This is a genomic window from Acidovorax sp. sif0632 (assembly GCF_019218805.1).
Classification (GTDB): Bacteria; Pseudomonadota; Gammaproteobacteria; order Burkholderiales; family Burkholderiaceae_C; genus Acidovorax; species Acidovorax facilis.
In genome coordinates, this window is the sequence record NZ_JAHUWW010000005.1 from 331,272 (window position 1) to 349,561 (window position 18,290).

General features: G+C 64.4%; 13 protein-coding genes. 5 read left to right on the top strand and 8 right to left on the bottom strand.

What is annotated here, in order from left to right:
- The first annotated feature begins 93 nt into the window (after window positions 1–93).
- A complete protein-coding gene (locus tag KW832_RS17655; protein WP_055401241.1) occupies window positions 94–2,079 on the top strand; it encodes a monovalent cation:proton antiporter family protein in 1,986 nt (661 codons plus the stop codon).
- Window positions 2,080–2,298: 219 nt separating this feature from the next.
- Here KW832_RS17655 and KW832_RS17660 read toward each other — a convergent pair whose 3' ends face one another.
- Window positions 2,299–5,352: an EAL domain-containing protein gene (locus KW832_RS17660; RefSeq protein WP_218300751.1), complete on the bottom strand. Its 3,054-nt coding sequence runs from the start codon at window positions 5,350–5,352 to the stop codon at window positions 2,299–2,301.
- Window positions 5,353–5,546: 194 nt separating this feature from the next.
- On the opposite strand from KW832_RS17660, the gene KW832_RS17665 reads away from it, so the two are divergent.
- Complete coding sequence (locus tag KW832_RS17665) at window positions 5,547–6,101, top strand: adenine phosphoribosyltransferase (RefSeq protein WP_121421703.1); 555 nt, start codon at window positions 5,547–5,549, stop codon at window positions 6,099–6,101.
- Window positions 6,102–6,146: 45 nt separating this feature from the next.
- Here KW832_RS17665 and KW832_RS17670 read toward each other — a convergent pair whose 3' ends face one another.
- The 7 genes from KW832_RS17670 to rpmH all read right to left on the bottom strand — a co-directional run bounded on the left by KW832_RS17670 (window position 6,147) and on the right by rpmH (window position 12,048).
- Window positions 6,147–7,064 carry a hypothetical protein gene (locus KW832_RS17670; RefSeq protein ID WP_218300750.1) on the bottom strand — a complete coding sequence of 306 codons (918 nt, stop codon included), beginning with the start codon at window positions 7,062–7,064 and terminating at the stop codon, window positions 6,147–6,149.
- Between the two features lie 110 nt (window positions 7,065–7,174).
- Window positions 7,175–7,666, bottom strand: a complete 492-nt coding sequence (locus tag KW832_RS17675; RefSeq protein ID WP_055401233.1) for a Crp/Fnr family transcriptional regulator — start codon at window positions 7,664–7,666, stop codon at window positions 7,175–7,177.
- Window positions 7,667–7,809: 143 nt separating this feature from the next.
- Window positions 7,810–9,234 (bottom strand): tRNA uridine-5-carboxymethylaminomethyl(34) synthesis GTPase MnmE, encoded by a 1,425-nt coding sequence (gene mnmE, locus KW832_RS17680; RefSeq protein WP_218300749.1) that lies wholly within the window; start codon window positions 9,232–9,234, stop codon window positions 7,810–7,812.
- Window positions 9,235–9,328: 94 nt separating this feature from the next.
- Window positions 9,329–11,038, bottom strand: a complete 1,710-nt coding sequence (gene yidC, locus KW832_RS17685) for a membrane protein insertase YidC (RefSeq protein WP_218300748.1) — start codon at window positions 11,036–11,038, stop codon at window positions 9,329–9,331.
- Window positions 11,035–11,328, bottom strand: coding sequence for a membrane protein insertion efficiency factor YidD (gene yidD, locus KW832_RS17690; RefSeq protein ID WP_055401258.1), 294 nt, complete (start codon window positions 11,326–11,328; stop codon window positions 11,035–11,037). Before yidD ends, yidC begins: the two co-directional genes overlap by 4 nt.
- Window positions 11,325–11,840: a ribonuclease P protein component gene (locus KW832_RS17695; RefSeq protein ID WP_218300747.1), complete on the bottom strand. Its 516-nt coding sequence runs from the start codon at window positions 11,838–11,840 to the stop codon at window positions 11,325–11,327. Before KW832_RS17695 ends, yidD begins: the two co-directional genes overlap by 4 nt.
- Window positions 11,841–11,913: 73 nt before the next feature.
- Window positions 11,914–12,048, bottom strand: coding sequence for a 50S ribosomal protein L34 (gene rpmH, locus KW832_RS17700; protein ID WP_005798102.1), 135 nt, complete (start codon window positions 12,046–12,048; stop codon window positions 11,914–11,916).
- Window positions 12,049–12,479: 431 nt separating this feature from the next.
- Between rpmH and dnaA the strand changes: the two genes are divergently transcribed.
- The 3 genes from dnaA to gyrB all read left to right on the top strand — a co-directional run bounded on the left by dnaA (window position 12,480) and on the right by gyrB (window position 17,913).
- The gene (gene dnaA / locus KW832_RS17705) at window positions 12,480–13,904 is read left to right on the top strand and encodes a chromosomal replication initiator protein DnaA (RefSeq protein ID WP_218300746.1); all 1,425 of its coding nucleotides are present in this window, start codon (window positions 12,480–12,482) and stop codon (window positions 13,902–13,904) included.
- A 130-nt stretch (window positions 13,905–14,034) separates the two neighbouring features.
- Window positions 14,035–15,153: a DNA polymerase III subunit beta gene (gene dnaN / locus KW832_RS17710; RefSeq protein ID WP_055401227.1), complete on the top strand. Its 1,119-nt coding sequence runs from the start codon at window positions 14,035–14,037 to the stop codon at window positions 15,151–15,153.
- A gap of 144 nt (window positions 15,154–15,297) precedes the next feature.
- Window positions 15,298–17,913: a DNA topoisomerase (ATP-hydrolyzing) subunit B gene (gene gyrB / locus KW832_RS17715; protein WP_055401225.1), complete on the top strand. Its 2,616-nt coding sequence runs from the start codon at window positions 15,298–15,300 to the stop codon at window positions 17,911–17,913.
- Window positions 17,914–18,290 lie beyond the last annotated feature (377 nt).

The window sequence follows — 18,290 nt, forward strand, 5'->3', positions numbered from 1 at the left end:
CGGGTGGCAGATTTTTTGCCCTGGCTCTGGCATGGACCCTGCTTCGGACAGAAAACACCGAGGGCCGCAGGAAGGCTCGGATAGCATCGAACCATGTCCTCACTCGCCCTCACCTTGCTTTACCTGTTGGCCGCAGTGCTGGGTGTTGTGGTCTGCCGCAGCCTCAAGCTGCCACCCATGCTCGGCTACCTGGCTGCGGGGGTGCTCATTGGCCCCCATGCGCTGGCGCTGACGCAGAACTCGGAAGGGGTGCGGCACCTGGGCGAGTTTGGCGTGGTGTTCTTGATGTTCGCCATCGGGCTGGAGTTCAGCCTGCCCAAGCTGCGCGCCATGCGGCGCCAGGTGTTCGGCCTGGGGCTGATGCAGGTGGTGCTGACGATGGTGGTGGTCACCGGCGCGGCACTGGTGCTCTCCCGCTGGGTGGGCGGCGTGTGGGATATGGGCTGGCAGACGGCGCTGGCGCTCTCGGGCGTGATGGCGATGAGCAGCACGGCCATTGTGGTCAAGCTCATGGCCGAGCGGGCTGAGCTCGAAAGCGAGCATGGCCGCCGCGTGATGGGCATTCTGCTGTTCCAGGATCTGGCCGTGGTGCCGCTGCTGGTGTTGATCCCCGCGCTGAGTTCCTCGTCAGACCAGCTGCTGACCGCGCTGGCGTGGGCGCTGGTCAAGGCCACGGTGCTGGTGGGCATTTTGCTCACGGGCGGGCAGCGGTTCATGCGCTGGTGGCTCACGCTGGTGGCGCGGCGCAAGAGCGAGGAGCTGTTCATGCTCAACCTGCTGCTGATCACGCTGGGCCTGGCCTGGCTGACCGAACTGGCGGGGCTGAGCCTGGCGCTGGGCGCCTTCATCGCGGGCGTGCTGGTGTCCGAGACAGAGTACAAGCACCAGGTGGGCACGGACATCCGCCCGTTTCACGACGTGCTGCTGGGGCTGTTTTTCATCACCATCGGCATGATGCTGGACTGGCACATCCTGGTGGACCGCTGGGCGCTGGTGCTGGCCCTGCTGACGGTGCCGCTGGTGGTCAAGCTGGGGATCATCCTGGTGCTGGCCCGCAGCATGGGGGCCACCACGGGCGTCGCCCTGCGCACCGGGCTCTACCTGGCCCAGGCGGGGGAGTTCGGATTTGTGCTGCTGTCGCTCACGCAGGCCAACGGGCTGGTGCAGCCCGCGCTGATGAACCCCATCCTGGCGGCCATGGTGCTGTCGATGCTGGCGACGCCGTTTCTCATCATGTACAGCAACCGCATCGTGATGAAGCTGGTGGCCAGCGACTGGCTGCAGCAGTCGCTGCAGATGACGTCCATCGCGCGCAAATCCATCAACACCAGCAAACACGTGATCATCTGCGGCTACGGCCGCTGCGGACAAAACCTAGCGCGCATGCTGGAGCATGAAGGCATCCCCTACATGGCGCTGGACCTGGACCCGGACCGTGTGCGCCAGGCCGCCGCTGCGGGCGATTCGGTGGTGTATGGCGACGCCACCCGCCTGCAGGCGCTGATGGCCGCTGGCCTGGTGCGTGCCAGCGCGGTGGCGATCACCTACATCGACGTGCCGGCCGCCCTGAAGGTGCTGGCCAACGCGCGCTCGCACGCACCGCAGGTGCCCGTGGTGGTGCGCACGCAGGACGACCTGCACCTGGACAAGCTGCAAGAGGCGGGCGCCACCGAGGTCGTGCCCGAGGCCATCGAAGGCTCGCTCATGCTCGCCAGCCACGCGCTGGCCCTGGTGGGCGTGCCCATGCGCCGCGTGCTGCGCCTGGTGCAGGACCAGCGCGATGCGCGCTACAACCTGCTGCGCGGCTACTTCCACGGCGCCGACGACGACACGGCCAACGAGCGCGACCAAGAACGCCTGTCCACCATCAACCTGCCGCCCGGCTCCACGGCCCTGGGCCGCAGCCTGGGCCAGCTGGCCCTGCCCGCCATGGGCGTTCGGGTGGTGAACCTGCGGCGTGGCAACGGCCACATCAGCGCAGCGGAGGACGACGCACAGCTGGCCGAAGGCGACACGCTGGTGCTCTCAGGACATCCGGCGGCGCTGGCGCTGGCGGAGGACAAGTTGTTGCGGGGGTAAAGGCAGGGTACATCCCCCTGAGGCACTGCGTGCCTTCCTCCTTCTCTCTACGCGCTACGCGCTCTGGGAAGGGGGACGATGCCCTCGCTGCGGGGCGGCCCTTGCTTGGCATCTCTCGCCTAGTGCGTGCCAGTGGCTGAGGCTGGCGCCAAAATTTGAATTAAATATGGCTCTAGCGCTTATCTACCAAGCGTCAATAGCTATCTATTTAATAGCAAACTACAAAAGCTCGGCGGGCCCGGGCCGCCCGAACAGATAGCCCTGGAACTGCTGGCAACCGTTGCGCAGCAGGAACGCGCGCTGCCCTTCGGTTTCCACCCCTTCGGCCACCACGTCCAGGCCCAGGCTGTGGGCCAGGGTGATGATGGTGCAGGCGATGGTGGCGTCGTTGGGGTCGGTGAGCACGTCGCGCACAAAGCTCTGGTCGATCTTGAGCTGGTCCAGTGGCAGGCGCTTGAGGTAGCTCAGGCTCGAATAGCCCGTGCCAAAGTCGTCCAGCGAGAAGCCCACGCCGAGCGTGCGCAGCGCCTGCATCTTGAGGATGCTGTCTTCCACGTCATGCAGAAGCAGGCTTTCCGTGAGCTCAAGCTTGAGGTGGGCCGGGTCCGCCCCGCAATCGCGCAGCACGCTGAGTACTTCGTCGGCAAAGCCGGGTTGGCGAAACTCCTGCGCGCTCACGTTCACGGCCACGGTCCAGTCCGCAGTGTGCGGCGCTGTTGCCCAGAGCGCCAGCTGACGGCAGGCCATGGTCAGCACCTGGCGCCCTAGCGCCAGGATCAGTCCGGTCTGCTCTGCCAGGGGGATGAAGTCGCCGGGAGGCACCATGCCGCGCTGCGGGTGGTTCCAGCGCACCAGCGCCTCGGCCCCCAGCACCTTGCCGGCCTCGTCCACCACCGGCTGGTAATGCAGCAGGAACTCGTTGCGCAGAATGCCCTGCCGCATGTCGCCTTCCAGCGCCGACCTCGCAGACGCCGCCGCCTGCATGGCGGGGTCAAAGAAACACAGCGTGTTGCGGCCCTGCGCCTTGGCCTGGTACATGGCCAGATCGGCGCGCTGGAGCAGCTCCTGCACGGGCAGCTGCACACCGCGAAAAAGGGCAATGCCGATGCTGGGCGTGCTGTGCACTTCGCTGTTTTGCACCACGTAGGGCTCGTTCAGCGCCGCCAGCACCTTTTGCGCCACGGCCTCGGCTTCGGCGGCCGCAACGTCCATCTCGGCGTGGAGGCCCTGCAGCACCACCACGAACTCGTCGCCACCCAAACGCGCCACCGTGTCGGTGGCGCGGACGCACGCGCCGATGCGCCCGCCCACCTGCACGAGCAGCCGGTCTCCCCACTCGTGGCCCATGGTGTCGTTGATGCCCTTGAAGTTGTCGAGGTCCAGGAACAGCAAAGCCCCGTGGCATCCCTCCCGCGCACACGCGTTGGCCGCGCGGTCCAGCCGGTCCATGAGCAGCCGCCGGTTGGGCAGGCCTGTGAGTTCGTCATAGAAGGCCAGGCGCTGGATCTCGGCCTCGGCCAGCTTGCGTTCGGTGATGTCGCGCGCCACGCCCCGGTAGCCCGTGAACTGGCCGGCGTCATCAAAGATGGGCTCCCCGCTGATGGAGACCCACACGGGCTTTCCGTCTTCGGTCAGGCGCTGCATTTCAAAGTCGTGGAACACCTCGTGCGCCTCCAGTTGCCTGCGGTGCTCCCGCCATTGGCCCTCGCTCACAAAGGTGTTGGGCAGCTCCCAGCGCGTGCGCCCGTAGTGCATCTCGTCGGGCACGCCGGCATCGTTGTAGGGGCTGCCGTCCAGGCGCACAAAGCGGAACTGCGCGTCCTGCTCCCAGTACCAGTCGGAGGACAGGTGGGTGAGGCTGCGCCAGCGCGATTCGCTCAGGCGCAAGGCCTCCAGGGTGCTCAGGTAGTCGGTCACGTCCGTGAAGGTGCGCACGCGCCCCCCCGGCTCCAGGGCCCGGGTGCGCACTTCGATGTAGCGGCCGTTGTGGGTGCGCCGCACATAGGTGTCCGGCATGGTGAGCTTGCCACCGTGGGCCGCATATTCCGACGCCACATAGTTGCGCGCCGTGGGTTCTATCAGCTCAAACCCGGTGCCGAAATCGCCCCGTTCGGTCTGAAACCGCACCACGTCCTCGACTTTGGGCTGGGCGGCCAGCAGGGATTCGGGCAGGTCGAGCAGCTCCAGATAGCGCCGGTTGTAGACGCGGATACGTCCCTCCGCATCCACGTTGGTAATGCCTTGCGACACGCTGGCCAGCGTGCCTTCGAGGGCGCGCGTCTTCTCGGCCAGCAACGCGCTGGTGCGCGCGAGTTCCACCTCGACCGCGCTGCGCGCCAGCTCGGCTCGGCGGGCCATTTCCAGCTGGCCCACGGTGTTGAGCAGGGGCTGGAGAAACTGCACGTCTGCCGCCGAATACCCCTCGGGCCGATTGGCCAGGCCCACCATGGCCACCAGTTCGCCCGCCGCATGGATGGGCAGCCCCAGGTAGGTGTGCAGCGGGGGATGGCCCGGGGGCGTGCCCGCGCTGCGCGTGTCGTGGCCTGCATCGTTGGTGAGCACCGGCTCGCCCGACACCAGCGCCGCGCCCACCAGGGACTGCAGGTTGTCGAACACCATGCCTTCTTCTGCGTGCTGGGCATAGAGGGCATGGGAGGCCTCGTCCCAACTGATGTCCGTCATCGCATGCACCCGCAGGAAGGGATGCCCGTCGGCGGCCCGTTGTACCTGGCCCACCAGGCCAAAGGCACTTTGCGTGAGCGACATCAGCTCCTTGAGCAGGGCCTCGAACGCGGCGCGCGGGCCCGAACTGGCGATGAACATGGCCTGCGCGAGCGATATCGCCTGCAGCAACCGGTGCTGGCGCGTCAGCATGGCCTCTGCCACCAGCCGGGCACGGGCGCTGGAACTGCGCTCCAGCACCGCATCGATCTGCGCGGGCAGGGTCAGCAGGTAGTCCAGCGCAGGGTCCTGCACAGCATAGTCATCAAAGCCGTGGCGCAGGGCCTGGGCCGCATGGGTCTCGGCGCCCTTGCGCACGATGATCATGGCCGGGACGCCATCGAGCAGCCGCAGCAGGTCAAAGGCCGAGCCATCGACGCTGCGCTGCGCCGCCAGCACAATGTCCGGCCTGCTGTGCCCCAGGTGGTCCCGGGCCTGAGCCAGCGACTGAGCCACATCCACCCGCCAGCCGGACCAGGGGTCTGCGAGCGCATCCACCACCGCCCGCGCGTGGTGGTGATCGCTTTCGATCAGCAGGATGGAGATGGGCATGGCCGATCGGCGTTGTGGAGTGGTCCAACGGGGGGCGTTACCAAGGGTGTAACAGCACGGAAACATTATGGGGGCTTGCAGCGCTCCGGGCACACCCCCAGGGCACCCACCCCCGGCTGGATACACTTTGCCCCACAACGGCCTTTGGCCTGCGCACGTTTGCGCGTGCAGCCTTTCTTTACCCCCTCGACCCCATGCAGCCACTTAGCGTCAACGAATACCTCCGCCAGCACATCCGCACCGTACCCGACTGGCCCGCACCCGGTGTGCAGTTCCGGGACATCACCCCGCTGCTGCAGGACCCCAAGGTGTTCCGCGTGCTGATCGACGCCTTTGTGCACCGCTACATGGACAAGGCGCTGCGCCCGGATGTGGTGGCCGGGCTGGATGCACGCGGCTTCATCCTGGGTGCCGTGGTGGCCTATGAACTCAACGTGGGTTTTGTGCCCATCCGCAAGAAGGGCAAGCTACCCTTCACCACGGTAGAGGAAACCTATGAACTTGAATACGGCAGCGCCACGGTGGAACTGCACACCGACGCCGTAAAGGCAGGCGACCGCGTGCTGCTGATCGATGACCTCATTGCCACGGGCGGCACGATGATGGCGGGCCGCAAGCTGCTGGAGAAACTGGGCGCGACGGTGACCGAGGGCGCCGCCATCGTGGACCTGCCCGAGCTGGGAGGCTCCAAACGGCTGCGCGAATCCGGCCTGCCGCTGTACACGCTGGTGGACTTCGAGGGCCACTGATCACGGCCGCCCAGAGTCCGACGAGCTGCGGCCCGCAGGGTCAGTTCAGTTCAGCTCGCCGTACTGGGTGCTGCTCAGGTCCGGCGCGGGGCCATCGGACCCGGGCATTTCGGTGTCTTCAAACCCCGTGGGCTGCGAAGGCGGCAGCAAAGGCCCCGAACGCACAGGCACACCGGGCTTGGCCGCTGCCAGCGGCACTGCGGCGGTGGGGCCTGCCGCCGAGGCCAGGGCGCGCTTGAACGCCGCCACTTCGTCCGCCTCGATGGGTTCGTACCGTGGTGCTGGGCGTGGTGCGGCGGCGGGCGCAGTGGGCGCCGCAGCAGGCGCAACCGCCGGAGCAGCCAGGGGAGGGCGCAGTGGCGCGGGGGCCGTGGCGGCGGCTGTCGGCACGGGCGCCACCGGGCGGGCCGGGGTGGCCACCACCGGAGCGGGTGCCGTAGCCACCGGAACCGGCCGCCGGGCCAGCGGTGGTGCTGCCTGCAGGGAAGCCCCCTGGGGCGCAACCCCCTTCTGGGGGATACCCACTGCCACGTGGTCATTGATGCGCCAGTACACGGCGGTTACCAGGATGTCGTAGCGGGTTTTGGCCGTCTGGGCAATCAGCGCCTCGATTTCGGACAGGCGCACAGTTTCTCCACCGTATTCACGCGCCAGGTCCATCATGACCAGAAACTGGCGCCCACGCTGGTCCAGCGACAGCACCTTGAACTTGTAGCTGGCCGACAGCACACCGGCCCGCACCATCGCGTCGCGGACCACCGTGTAGAGCAGCTCGCGGCGCTCCATGCGTTCGTTCTTGCGGTTGGCGGCGTGCTCGGGAGGCAGGGGCTCCACCAGCGGTTTGCCCTGGCGGCCTGGCGAGAGCGGTACCGTGGCATCGGCATTCAACAGGCCCGACGGTTCGGCCATGGGCCGGGGCTTGGGGGGAGCAGGTTTGCGGCTAAACCAACTGAACAGAGACATGGCTTGCTTTCTACGGGACGGCGCCAGAAAAATCCAAATTGAGTGTAACTTGCTGTACACCCATTCTTGCCCCGCAAAAGCCCGCAGGCCACCACCACATCGGTGGTCTGTCAGGTGGCCGCAACGCGGCGGCGGCGATTGCCCAGCCGCTTGGCCAGTACCGCCCCAGCGGCCATCACCAGGCCCAGCGCAATGGCAGGCTGGCGGATGGAAAGTTCGGTGAAGCGGATGGCGGTCAGGCTCCACAGCTTGCAGGGCGCGCTGGCCTGCACGGTGGCGCTACGGGAGCGGTGCGAGAAAAACGCACCTTCGCCCACCACGGAGCCTGCCCCGACGATCGCCAGACGCAAGCGCTCTTTTTCGTCCTGGTAGTGCACGCTCAGGCTGCCGCTTTCCACCAGGTACAAGGTGCGGTCTGTAGCGCCCTGCGTGAACAACACCTGTCCGGCGGGCATGACCACGGGCAGAAGGTAAGACGAGAGGATGTCCCACTGCGCCTGGGTCAGCGGGTTGGTCATGCTGTCGTCGGCACTGGCCTGTGCGATGGCATCGATCAGACCTTGCAGGTCTACCTTGGAAACAACAGGCGTGGGAACATTCATGGTTTGCCGAAAGTACCCTTGTTACAGATTGCGCACAAGCGCTGTTTACGTCCATTTACAACATAAGCGACAGGCGGCGGCCTGTGCGCCCTGGTCGGATGCAAACCCGTTCAACCTGCGCGAGCAGCGGCCCTTCTGCGGGCCTATTTGCCAATACAAAAACTGGAAAAAATGACACCCAGCAGGTCGTCCGAGCTGAACTCGCCGGTGATGGCGCTGAGGGCATTCTGAGCCAAACGCAGCTCTTCGGCCAACAGGTCGAGCGCCGGCCCCTGAGCCTGCAGTTGATCGGCCGCCTCCTGCAGGTGAGCCCCCACGGCCTGCAGTGCCTCCACATGCCGGGCGCGGGCAATGTAGAGGCCTTCCGGCGCGGACTGCCAGCCGGCTACTTCCAGAAGCAGGCGCCGCAGGCCATCCAGCCCCTCGCCCGTCCGGGCAGACAGGTGCACGCCAGGCCGGGCGTTTTCACCCGCCGCCGCAGCCGCCCCTGGCGCCCGGTCGAGCTTGTTCCAGACGTCAATCACGGGAATGCTCTTGGGCATTTTTTGGGCCATCGCGTTTGCTATATCGGCGTCACCAGCTATGTATTCAGGAGCATCCGCACGCTCCAGGTCATGCAGGAACAGCACCGCGTCGGCCCCGGCAATCTCGTCCCAGGCGCGGGCGATGCCGATGCGCTCCACCTCGTCGCTGCTGTCGCGCAGGCCGGCGGTGTCGATGATGTGCAGGGGCACACCTTCGATCTGGATGGTCTGCTGCACCTTGTCGCGGGTGGTGCCTGCAATGGGGGTGACGATGGCCAGCTCGGCCCCCGCCAGCGCGTTGAGCAACGAGCTTTTACCGGCATTGGGCTGGCCTGCGATCACCACCTTGATGCCCTCGCGCAGCAGCGCGCCCTGGCGCGCCCGCTGCATCACAGAGGCCAATGTTTGCTGCAAATTCGATAGCTGTCCATGCGCATCTGCCTTGCGCAGGAAGTCGATTTCTTCCTCAGGGAAGTCCAGCGTGGCCTCCACCAGCATGCGCAGGTGGATGAGGGCATCACGCAGGCCATGGATCTCGGCCGAAAAAGCCCCGGTCAGCGAGCGGCTGGCGCTGCGGGCAGCCGCCTCGGTGCTGGCGTCGATCAGGTCGGCAATCGCCTCGGCCTGGGCCAGGTCGATCTTGTCGTTCAGGAAGGCTCGTTCGGTGAACTCGCCCGGCTGGGCGACGCGCAAGCCGCGCAGATTGGGCTGGCCGGTAGCAGGGTCGGTGGCGGCACCCGCCTCCAGGCAGCGTGCCAGCAGCAGTTGCAGCACCACCGGGCCGCCGTGGGCCTGCAGCTCCAGCACGTCTTCGCCGGTGTAGCTGTGCGGGCCGGGAAAGTACAGCGCCAGCCCCTGGTCGATGGCCTGGCCCTGCGCATCGCGAAAGGGCAGGTAGGTGGCCTCGCGGGGCTTGAGGATGCGCCCGCAAACCGCCTGCACCAGCGCATCCAACCCGCGCCCTGACACGCGCACGATGCCGACGGCCCCACGCCCCGGGGCGGTGGCGATGGCGACGATGGGGTCTTGGTGGCGGGCAAGCATGGTGGTGACTGTACAGGGTGGATGGGCAAGAAAAAGGCCGCTTGCGCGGCCTTTCGGGAGTCAGTTCATTGATGTCAGCGTTGCCGCTGCGGCATCACTTGAACTTCGGCAAGTTAAATTGCGGTGGCACGCCCATGCGGGTGTTGATGAGCCACTGCTGCGCAATCGACAGGATGTTGTTGGTCAGCCAGTACAGCACCAGGCCGGCCGGGAAGAAGAAGAACATCACGCTGAAGATCAGCGGCATGAACCACATCATCTTGGCCTGCATCGGGTCTGGCGGCGCGGGGTTCAGGGCTGTCTGCAGCAGCGAGCTGGCCGTCATCAGCAAGGGCAGGATGAAGAACGGGTCAGGCGTGGACAGGTCGTGGATCCAGCCGATCCAGGGCGCGTTGCGCATTTCCACGCTGGACAGCAGCACCCAGTACAGCGCAATGAACACAGGGATCTGGATCATGATAGGGAAGCAGCCGCCCATCGGGTTGACCTTCTCCTCGCGGTAGATGCGCATCATCTCCTGCTGCATCTGCTGCGGCTTGTCCTTCAGGCGCTCGCGCATCTCCATGATCTTGGGGTTGATGGCCTTCATCTTGGCCATGCTGGCGTAGGCCTTGGCGTTGAGCCAGTAGAACGCGATCTTGAGCAACAGCACCAGGGCGACGATGGACCAGCCCCAGTTGTTCAGCAGCTTGTGCAGCTGGTCCAGCAGCCAGTACAGCGGCTTGGACAGGATGGTGAGCCAGCCATAGTCCTTGACCAGTTCCAGGCCGGGGTACAGCTTTTCCATCATCGTTTCGACCTGCGGGCCAGCGAACAGGCGCGCATCGATGGTCTTGGTGGCACCGGGCTCGATGGCGCCCAGCGAGGTCAGCATGCCCACGGAGTACAGGTTGGTGTCCACCTTGCGGGTGAAGGGCTCGCGCTGCACACCGTCGGCCAGCAGCCATGCTGTGGCGAAGTAATGCTGCACCATGGCCACGTAGCCGTTGGGCGAGTCCTTGGGGATGTCGACCTTGCCGTTGTCGATATCCTTGAACTCGATCTTCTGGTACTTCTTGGCGTCGGTGTAGACGGCCGGGCCGGTGAAGGTGGAGTAGAACGACGACTCTCCGGGAGGCTTGTTGCCATCGCGCACCAATTGCAGGTACAGCTGGGGCGACACCGCCGCGCTGCCCGTATTGACGATGTCGTGCTTGACAGCGATGTCATAGGCGCCACGCTTGATGGTCCAAGTCTTGACCAGCTTCACGCCGCCCTGTGCAGGCGATTCGAAGCGAACGCTGATTTCATCTTCACCGTCCTTGAGTTCACGCGGGCCGGGCACCACGGTCATGGCAGTCTTGTGGGTGGGGAACGTGCCACCGATCAGGCCGGTTTGCGCCACATAAACGCGCTGGGCGCTTTCGTCCAGCAACAGGAAATTGCGGGCCTTGTCGGCCATGTCGGCGTGCTTGAGCAGCTCGGCATGCGTGAGCGAGCCGCCTTCGCTGTCAAACACCAGGCGATACAGGTCGGTCTTGACTTCGATGCGCTCGCGGGGGGCAGGTACTGCCGCAGCAGCCGCTGGTTGGCCCGGCACGGCGGAGGCCCCCGTCGCTGCAGCGGCCACGGGTGCACTCGTGGAAGGCACGCTGGCAGCCCCGGTCGCGCCCGACGCAGCGCCAGCAGCGGCGGGTGCCGTCACGGCGGGCGTGGTGGGGAAAAAGGTGGCCTTGTTGCCGTTGTGCAGCTGCCACTTGTCCCACAGCAGAACCATGGAAAAGCCAAAAATCACCCACAGGATGGTGCGGCGAATGTCGTTCATGAAGACTTCTTTGGTGAGGATGGTTGGGTGTTGGAAGGATGAAGCCGCGAGAAAAGCCGCATGCTGCGCGGCAATTGTTGCGGGACCGGGTCATGGCCCCCGTCACACCAGGGGTGGCAGCGTACCAGCCTGCGCACCGTGAGATAGCTACCCGCCGCAGCGCCATGCTGCTCCAGCGCCTGCAGCGAATAGGCCGAGCAGGTCGGTTCAAACCGGCACGACGAACCCAGCCAAGGGCTCAGGAACAGCCGGTAGCCCTTGACGACACCGATCAAGAGGCGCTGCATCAGCATGGCACCACCGGCTCTGCAACACCACCTTGTTGCTGCGCGGGGGAAGCAGCATCGGCCCCACCTGCACGCCGTGCGGCGTAGCCAAACAGCTGCAGTAGCTCTGCCCGCACCGCCTGCTTGAGCTGGTCAGACGTAGCGCTCACGAACTGCTTGCGGTCAAACGCCGTGCGCAGACGCACCACATGGGCGGCCTGCGGGAGCCGCGCTTCAAACGTGGCGCCCACGGTGTAGATCTGTCGCTTGATGGTGTTGCGCGTCACCGCGCGGCGCGCCCAGCGCTTGGGCACCATGGCACCCAGCCAGACGCCCTGCACGGCAAACAGGGCCTGCGGCCCTTGCTGTTGTGGCAAGGAGCCGGGCCCTGTGGGTAAAGCAGCACTGGCTTGGAGGTCAGCCGCAGCACCTTCGGCATCCAGCACCAGACGGTGCAGCACAAAATGCGCTGTACGGGAGACAGTGCCCCCCGCCATGGTGGCCTGGAACTGCGGACGGGTTTTCAGCCTGTGCATGCAAGCGCCCCGTTTGGAACCTGGCGGTACAAGCCGGGAACAGGCGGGGAGCAGGCCGTAGACCGTAGCGGCCTTAGACGGCCAGGCGCTTGCGGCCCTTGGCGCGGCGTGCGTTGATAACGGCACGGCCGCCGCGGGTCTTCATGCGGACGAGGAAACCGTGGGTGCGCGCGCGGCGCGTCTTGGAGGGCTGATAAGTACGTTTCATGGTGCTATTCCTTGAGGTTCAGTTCCGGACTGCTGCTCTTGAACCCCCTGCAATCTGCGCAGCCACGCCCTGTACAACAGGACTTTGGCGGCAGATCCACGGGGCAGAAATAACGGCGCGCCGGGTCAAATCACCCTGAACACATTCAGGGAAACCCGAGATTATCGCAGGCTAGCCAGCTGCTGGCAATGCCTTTTGGCTGGCAGGCTTATCTCCGGATCACGTTTCGGCTTGTTTTATCGCGGCTTATCACGGATTCTCGGCAACTACGGCTGCGATTTTCAATGGGTACACGCCAGCACCACAGCGCCCCCTGAACGACTATCAACACCTCTGACCACCGCAGTTTTCAAATTGTGGATAACTATTTGACAAGCTACAATCCGCCGCCCAGCCCCGTTCCTCCTATCCACAACAAGAATCCCCCTGAAATGATCGAGGAACCCTCCCGCAGCCCCCAACATTCACCCGGTGCAGATGCCGGCCAGGGCCTGTGGCAAGCCTGCGTAGAGCAACTGGCGCAAGACCTGCCCGAGCAGCAGTTCAACACTTGGATCAAGCCCCTGATTGCCCAGGTGGCCGAAGACTTCTCCAAGGTCACCGTGCTGGTGGGCAACCGGTTCAAGCTCGACTGGATCCGGGCGCAGTATGCGGGCCGCATTGCCGCGTTGCTTGAAGGCCTGTATGGCCAGCCCGTCACCCTGGAGTTAGCGCTCGCTCAGCGGGAATCCGTTGTACGCACTTACGCACGCCCCGCAGCGTCTGAACCATCGAACACTGCAACGCCGTCCGAACCACCATCGAGCCACAGCGATGAAGCCTCGGCGGGCGCCTTCCGCAACCGGCTCAATGCAGGCCTCACATTTGAGACGCTGGTGGAAGGCACGGCCAACCGCATGGCGCGCTCGGCCGCCATGCACGTGGCGGGCATGCCCGGTCACCTGTACAACCCGCTGTTTATCTATGGCGGCGTGGGCCTGGGCAAGACCCACCTGGTGCACGCTGTGGGCAACCGCCTGCTGCAGGACAAGCCCGACGCCAAAGTTCTCTACATCCATGCCGAGCAGTTTGTGTCGGATGTGGTTAAGGCCTACCAGCGGCGCACCTTTGATGAATTCAAGGAACGCTACCACTCGCTCGACCTGCTGCTGATCGACGATGTGCAGTTCTTCGCCAACAAGGACCGCACGCAGGAAGAATTCTTCAACGCCTTCGAAGCCCTGCTGGCCAAGAAGTCGCACATCGTGATGACGTCGGACACGTATCCGAAGGGCCTGGCCAACATCCACGAGCGGCTGGTGTCGCGCTTCGACTCGGGCCTGACGGTGGCCATCGAGCCACCCGAGCTGGAAATGCGAGTGGCCATCCTGATCAACAAGGCCCGCGTCGAAGGCACCGAGATGCCCGAAGAAGTGGCCTTTTTCGTGGCCAAGAACGTGCGCTCCAACGTGCGCGAGCTCGAAGGCGCGCTGCGCAAGATCCTGGCTTACTCGCGCTTCAACCAGAAAGAGATTTCCATCCAGCTCGCCCGCGAGGCGCTGCGCGATCTGCTGTCGATCCAGAACCGGCAGATTTCTGTGGAAAACATCCAGAAAACGGTTGCTGACTATTACAAGATCAAGGTCGCCGACATGTACAGCAAGAAGCGCCCGGCCAGCATTGCCCGGCCGCGCCAAATTGCGATGTACCTGGCCAAGGAACTGACGCAAAAGAGTCTTCCCGAGATCGGAGAATTGTTTGGTGGGCGCGACCACACCACCGTTTTGCATGCAGTGCGCAAGATTTCGGGCGAGCGCCAGCAGCTGACCGAGTTGAACCAGCAGTTGCATGTGCTGGAACAGACCCTGAAAGGCTGACAACCGGTGGGAGAGACCCCGAAAAGAACCCGCCCGGTAAACGGGCAAAATGGCGGGTTATACAGCAGGGGGAGGCACGACCTGTGCCGCTGTCCACGCACCGTCCCAAAAACCACAAGAGGTTGAAGACATGATCGTCCTGAAGGCAACACAAGACAAGGTTCTCGCGGTTCTGCAATCCGTGGCTGGCATCGTGGAGCGCCGCCACACGCTGCCCATCCTGGCCAATGTGCTGATCCGCAAGACGGGCAATGCCCTGCAGCTGACGACCAGCGACCTCGAAATCCAGATCCGCACCACGGCTGAGCTGGGCGGCGACACCGGCGACTTCACCACCACCGTGGGCGCGCGCAAGCTCATTGACATCCTGCGCACCATGCCCGGCGACCAGACCGTGAGCCTCGAATCGGCCCAGTCCAAGCTCATCCTGAAAGGCGGCAAGAGCCGCTTCACGCTGCAAAGCCTGCCCGCAGAAGACTTCCCGCTGGTGCAAGAGTCTGCCGCCTTTGGCCCCGTGTTCGCCGTGCCGCAAAAGACGCTGAAAGATCTGCTCGGTCAGGTGTCGTTTGCCATGGCGGTGCAGGACATCCGCTACTACCTCAACGGCATTCTGTTCGTGGCTGAGGGCAAGCAGTTGAGCCTCGTGGCCACCGACGGCCACCGCCTGGCCTTTGCCAGCGCCACGCTGGATGTGGAAGTGCCCAAGCAGGAAGTCATCCTGCCGCGCAAGACCGTGATCGAGTTGCAGCGTTTGCTCAGCGATGCGGGCGGCGAGAACCAGCCCCACATCGAGATGCAGTTTGCCAACAACCAGGCGAAGTTCACCTTTGGCGGCATGGAGTTCGTCACCAAGCTGGTCGAGGGCAAGTTCCCCGACTACAACCGCGTGATCCCCAAGAACCACAAGAACAGCATCACCCTGGGCCGCGCCCCGCTGCTGGCCAGCCTGCAGCGCACGGCCATCATGACCAGCGACAAGTTCAAGGGGGTGCGCCTGAACCTGGAGCCCGGCACCCTGCGCGTGGCGTCGAACAACGCCGAGCAGGAAGAGGCCGTGGACGAGCTCGACATCGACTACGGTGGCGACACCATCGAGATCGGCTTCAACGTGACCTACCTCATCGACGCCCTGGCCAACATGGGCCAGGACATGGTGAAGGTGGAGCTTTCGGACGGCAACAGCTCTGCGCTGCTGACCATCCCCGAGAACGACAGCTTCAAGTACGTGGTCATGCCAATGCGCATTTGAGGCGGCCCCCGTCCTGCTGCACAGCCTGACCACGACGACTACCGTTTTGATAGCTACTAGCGCTTACTGGATAAGCGCTAGAGCCCAATTTGACCCATATTGACACATTGGAAACCCCGGTTTCCACGGATCCCAAGGCCCACCATGACCGTTGACAACATCCCCTCCGAGCCCGAAGACACCGGCGTCTCCGGCCATGTTGAGCCCACCCTCGCCAAGATCGACACCAACCAGGCAGGGGCCAGTGAAAGCTACGGCGAAGGCGCGATCACCATCCTCGAAGGTCTGGAAGCCGTGCGCAAGCGCCCCGGCATGTACATCGGCGATACCAGTGACGGCACCGGCCTGCACCACCTAGTGTTCGAGGTGGTGGACAACTCCATCGACGAAGCGCTGGCCGGCCACTGCGACGACATCGTCGTCACCATCCATTCCGACAACTCCATCAGCGTCACCGACAACGGCCGGGGTATTCCGACCGGCGTGAAGATGGACGACAAGCACGAGCCCAAGCGCTCGGCCGCCGAGATCGCACTGACCGAACTGCACGCGGGCGGCAAGTTCAACCAGAACAGCTACAAGGTCTCGGGCGGCCTGCACGGCGTGGGCGTGAGCTGCGTGAACGCGCTCAGCAAGATGCTGCGCTTGACCGTGCGCCGCGAAGGCAAGGTGCACGCGCTGGAGTTCAGCAAGGGCTTCGTGCAAAACCGCATCGTGCAGACGGTGGACGGCGTGGAAGTCTCGCCCATGCAGGTGCTGGACGACACCGACAAGCGCGGCACCGAAGTGCACTTCTTGCCCGACACCGAGATCTTCAAGGAGAACAACGAGTTCCACTACGAGATCCTGGCCAAGCGCCTGCGCGAACTCTCGTTCTTGAACAACGGAGTGCGCATTCGCCTGAAAGACGAGCGCAGCGGCAAGGAAGACGACTTCTCGGGCGCTGGTGGCGTGCGCGGCTTTGTGGAGTTCATCAACAAGGGCAAGACGGTGTTGCACCCCACATCGTTCTACGCAGCGGGCGAGCGCCCGGCCGAGACGTATGGCGGCATCCCTGGCACCCACATCGGCGTGGAAGTGGCGATGCAGTGGAACAGCGCGTACAGCGAGCAAGTGCTCTGCTTTACCAACAACATCCCCCAGCGTGACGGCGGCACCCACCTCACCGGCCTGCGCGCCGCGATGACCCGCGTCATCAACAAGTACATCGAAGAAAACGAGTTCGCCAAGAAGGCCAAGGTCGAAGTGACCGGCGACGACATGCGCGAAGGCCTGTGCTGCGTGTTGAGCGTGAAGGTGCCCGAGCCCAAGTTCAGCAGCCAGACCAAGGACAAGCTGGTATCGAGCGAAGTGCGCGCACCCGTGGAAGACATCGTCGGCAAGCTGCTGACCGACTACCTGCAAGAGCGCCCCGCCGACGCCAAGATCATCTGCGGCAAGATCGTGGAAGCCGCCCGCGCCCGCGAAGCCGCCCGCAAGGCCCGCGAAATGACCCGCCGCAAGGGCGTGCTCGACGGCATGGGCCTGCCCGGCAAGCTGGCCGACTGCCAGGAAAAAGACCCCGCCCTGTGCGAAATCTACATCGTCGAGGGTGACTCCGCCGGAGGCTCTGCCAAGCAAGGCCGCGACCGCAAGTTCCAGGCCATCCTGCCCCTGCGCGGCAAGATCCTGAACGTGGAAAAGGCCCGCTACGAAAAGCTGCTGACCAGCAACGAAATCCTCACGCTGATCACGGCCCTCGGCACCGGCATCGGCAAGGCCGGTGGCACGACGGGTGGCGATGACTTCGACGTGGCCAAACTGCGCTACCACCGCATCATCATCATGACCGACGCCGACGTCGACGGCGCCCACATCCGCACCCTGCTGCTCACCTTCTTCTACCGCCAGATGCCCGAGCTGGTGGAGCGCGGCCACATCTACATTGCCCAGCCACCGCTGTACAAGGTGAAAGCTGGCAAGGAAGAGCTGTACCTGAAGGACGCCCCCGCGCTCGACGGCTTCCTGCTGCGCATTGCGCTCAACCACGCCAGCGTGACCACCGGCGGCGCCAACCCGCAAACCCTGACTGGCGACACCCTGGCCGAACTGGCGCGCAAGCACCAGATCGCCGAGAGTGTCATTGCGCGCCTGGGCAACTTCATGGACGCCGAAGCCCTGCGCGCCATTGCCGACGGCGTGAGCTTGAAGCTCGACACCGTGGCCGACGCTGAAGCCAGCGCCGTGGCCCTGCAGGCCAAGCTGCGCGAACTGAACACCACCGGCGCCCCCGCCGAAGTGGCTGGCGAGTTCGACGCCCGCACCGACAAGCCCCTGCTGCGCATCAGCCGCCGCCACCACGGCAACATCAAGAGCAGCGTCATCACGCAAGACTTCGTGCACGGCGCCGACTACGCCGCCCTGGCCGAAGCCGCAGAGACCTTCCGCGGCCTGCTGGGCGAGGGCGCCAAGGCCCTGCGCGGCGAAGGCGAAAAGCAGAAGGAAGAAAAGGTCGGCGACTTCCGCCAGGCCATGAAGTGGCTGATCAGCGAAGCCGAACGCAGCACATCCCGCCAGCGCTACAAGGGCCTGGGCGAGATGAACCCCGAACAGCTGTGGGAAACCACGATGGACCCCAACGTGCGCCGCCTGCTGCGCGTGCAGATCGACGACGCGATCGAGGCGGACCGGGTGTTCACGATGCTGATGGGGGATGAAGTGGAGCCGCGCCGGGATTTCATTGAAACGAATGCGCTGCGGGCGGGGAATATTGACGTTTGATTAAGCAGAGGAACTATGGTTAAGTTGAATCCAGACTTTCTTGAAGCCACATGTCTCAAGAAACTTTCTGCCGTGGAGGCAGACCTTGACACATCGAATCAGCATGAACTTAACGGGGTCACCCGGCTCAAGAAAATTCTAGGAACTGAACGCAGGAATGTTCTCGCAACTTTTTCCGTAGTTGGCAGCGCAGGCCCGACTGTTGATGCTGAGGTCACTTGGTATGACGCTAGAGAAAATCATGCGACGAGGACAGAGTTCAGACTCTATTTTCAGACCAACGATGTAATGACTCTTGCGCAACCTGGTGACACACTGCTTATCGGGCACGACAAGGATGGTCACCTCCACTGCGTGCTTGCTCGCACCTAATACTC

Bases quoted from the DNA above. Each gene is read 5' to 3' on its own strand.
- KW832_RS17655 (WP_055401241.1), top strand. From the start codon at position 94: ATGTCCTCACTCGCCCTCACCTTGCTTTACCTGTTGGCCGCAGTGCTG.
- KW832_RS17660 (WP_218300751.1), bottom strand. From the start codon at position 5,352: ATGCCCATCTCCATCCTGCTGATCGAAAGCGATCACCACCACGCGCGG.
- KW832_RS17665 (WP_121421703.1), top strand. From the start codon at position 5,547: ATGCAGCCACTTAGCGTCAACGAATACCTCCGCCAGCACATCCGCACC.
- KW832_RS17670 (WP_218300750.1), bottom strand. From the start codon at position 7,064: ATGTCTCTGTTCAGTTGGTTTAGCCGCAAACCTGCTCCCCCCAAGCCC.
- KW832_RS17675 (WP_055401233.1), bottom strand. From the start codon at position 7,666: ATGAATGTTCCCACGCCTGTTGTTTCCAAGGTAGACCTGCAAGGTCTG.
- mnmE (WP_218300749.1), bottom strand. From the start codon at position 9,234: ATGCTTGCCCGCCACCAAGACCCCATCGTCGCCATCGCCACCGCCCCG.
- yidC (WP_218300748.1), bottom strand. From the start codon at position 11,038: ATGAACGACATTCGCCGCACCATCCTGTGGGTGATTTTTGGCTTTTCC.
- KW832_RS17695 (WP_218300747.1), bottom strand. From the start codon at position 11,840: ATGCACAGGCTGAAAACCCGTCCGCAGTTCCAGGCCACCATGGCGGGG.
- rpmH (WP_005798102.1), bottom strand. From the start codon at position 12,048: ATGAAACGTACTTATCAGCCCTCCAAGACGCGCCGCGCGCGCACCCAC.
- dnaA (WP_218300746.1), top strand. From the start codon at position 12,480: ATGATCGAGGAACCCTCCCGCAGCCCCCAACATTCACCCGGTGCAGAT.
- dnaN (WP_055401227.1), top strand. From the start codon at position 14,035: ATGATCGTCCTGAAGGCAACACAAGACAAGGTTCTCGCGGTTCTGCAA.
- gyrB (WP_055401225.1), top strand. From the start codon at position 15,298: ATGACCGTTGACAACATCCCCTCCGAGCCCGAAGACACCGGCGTCTCC.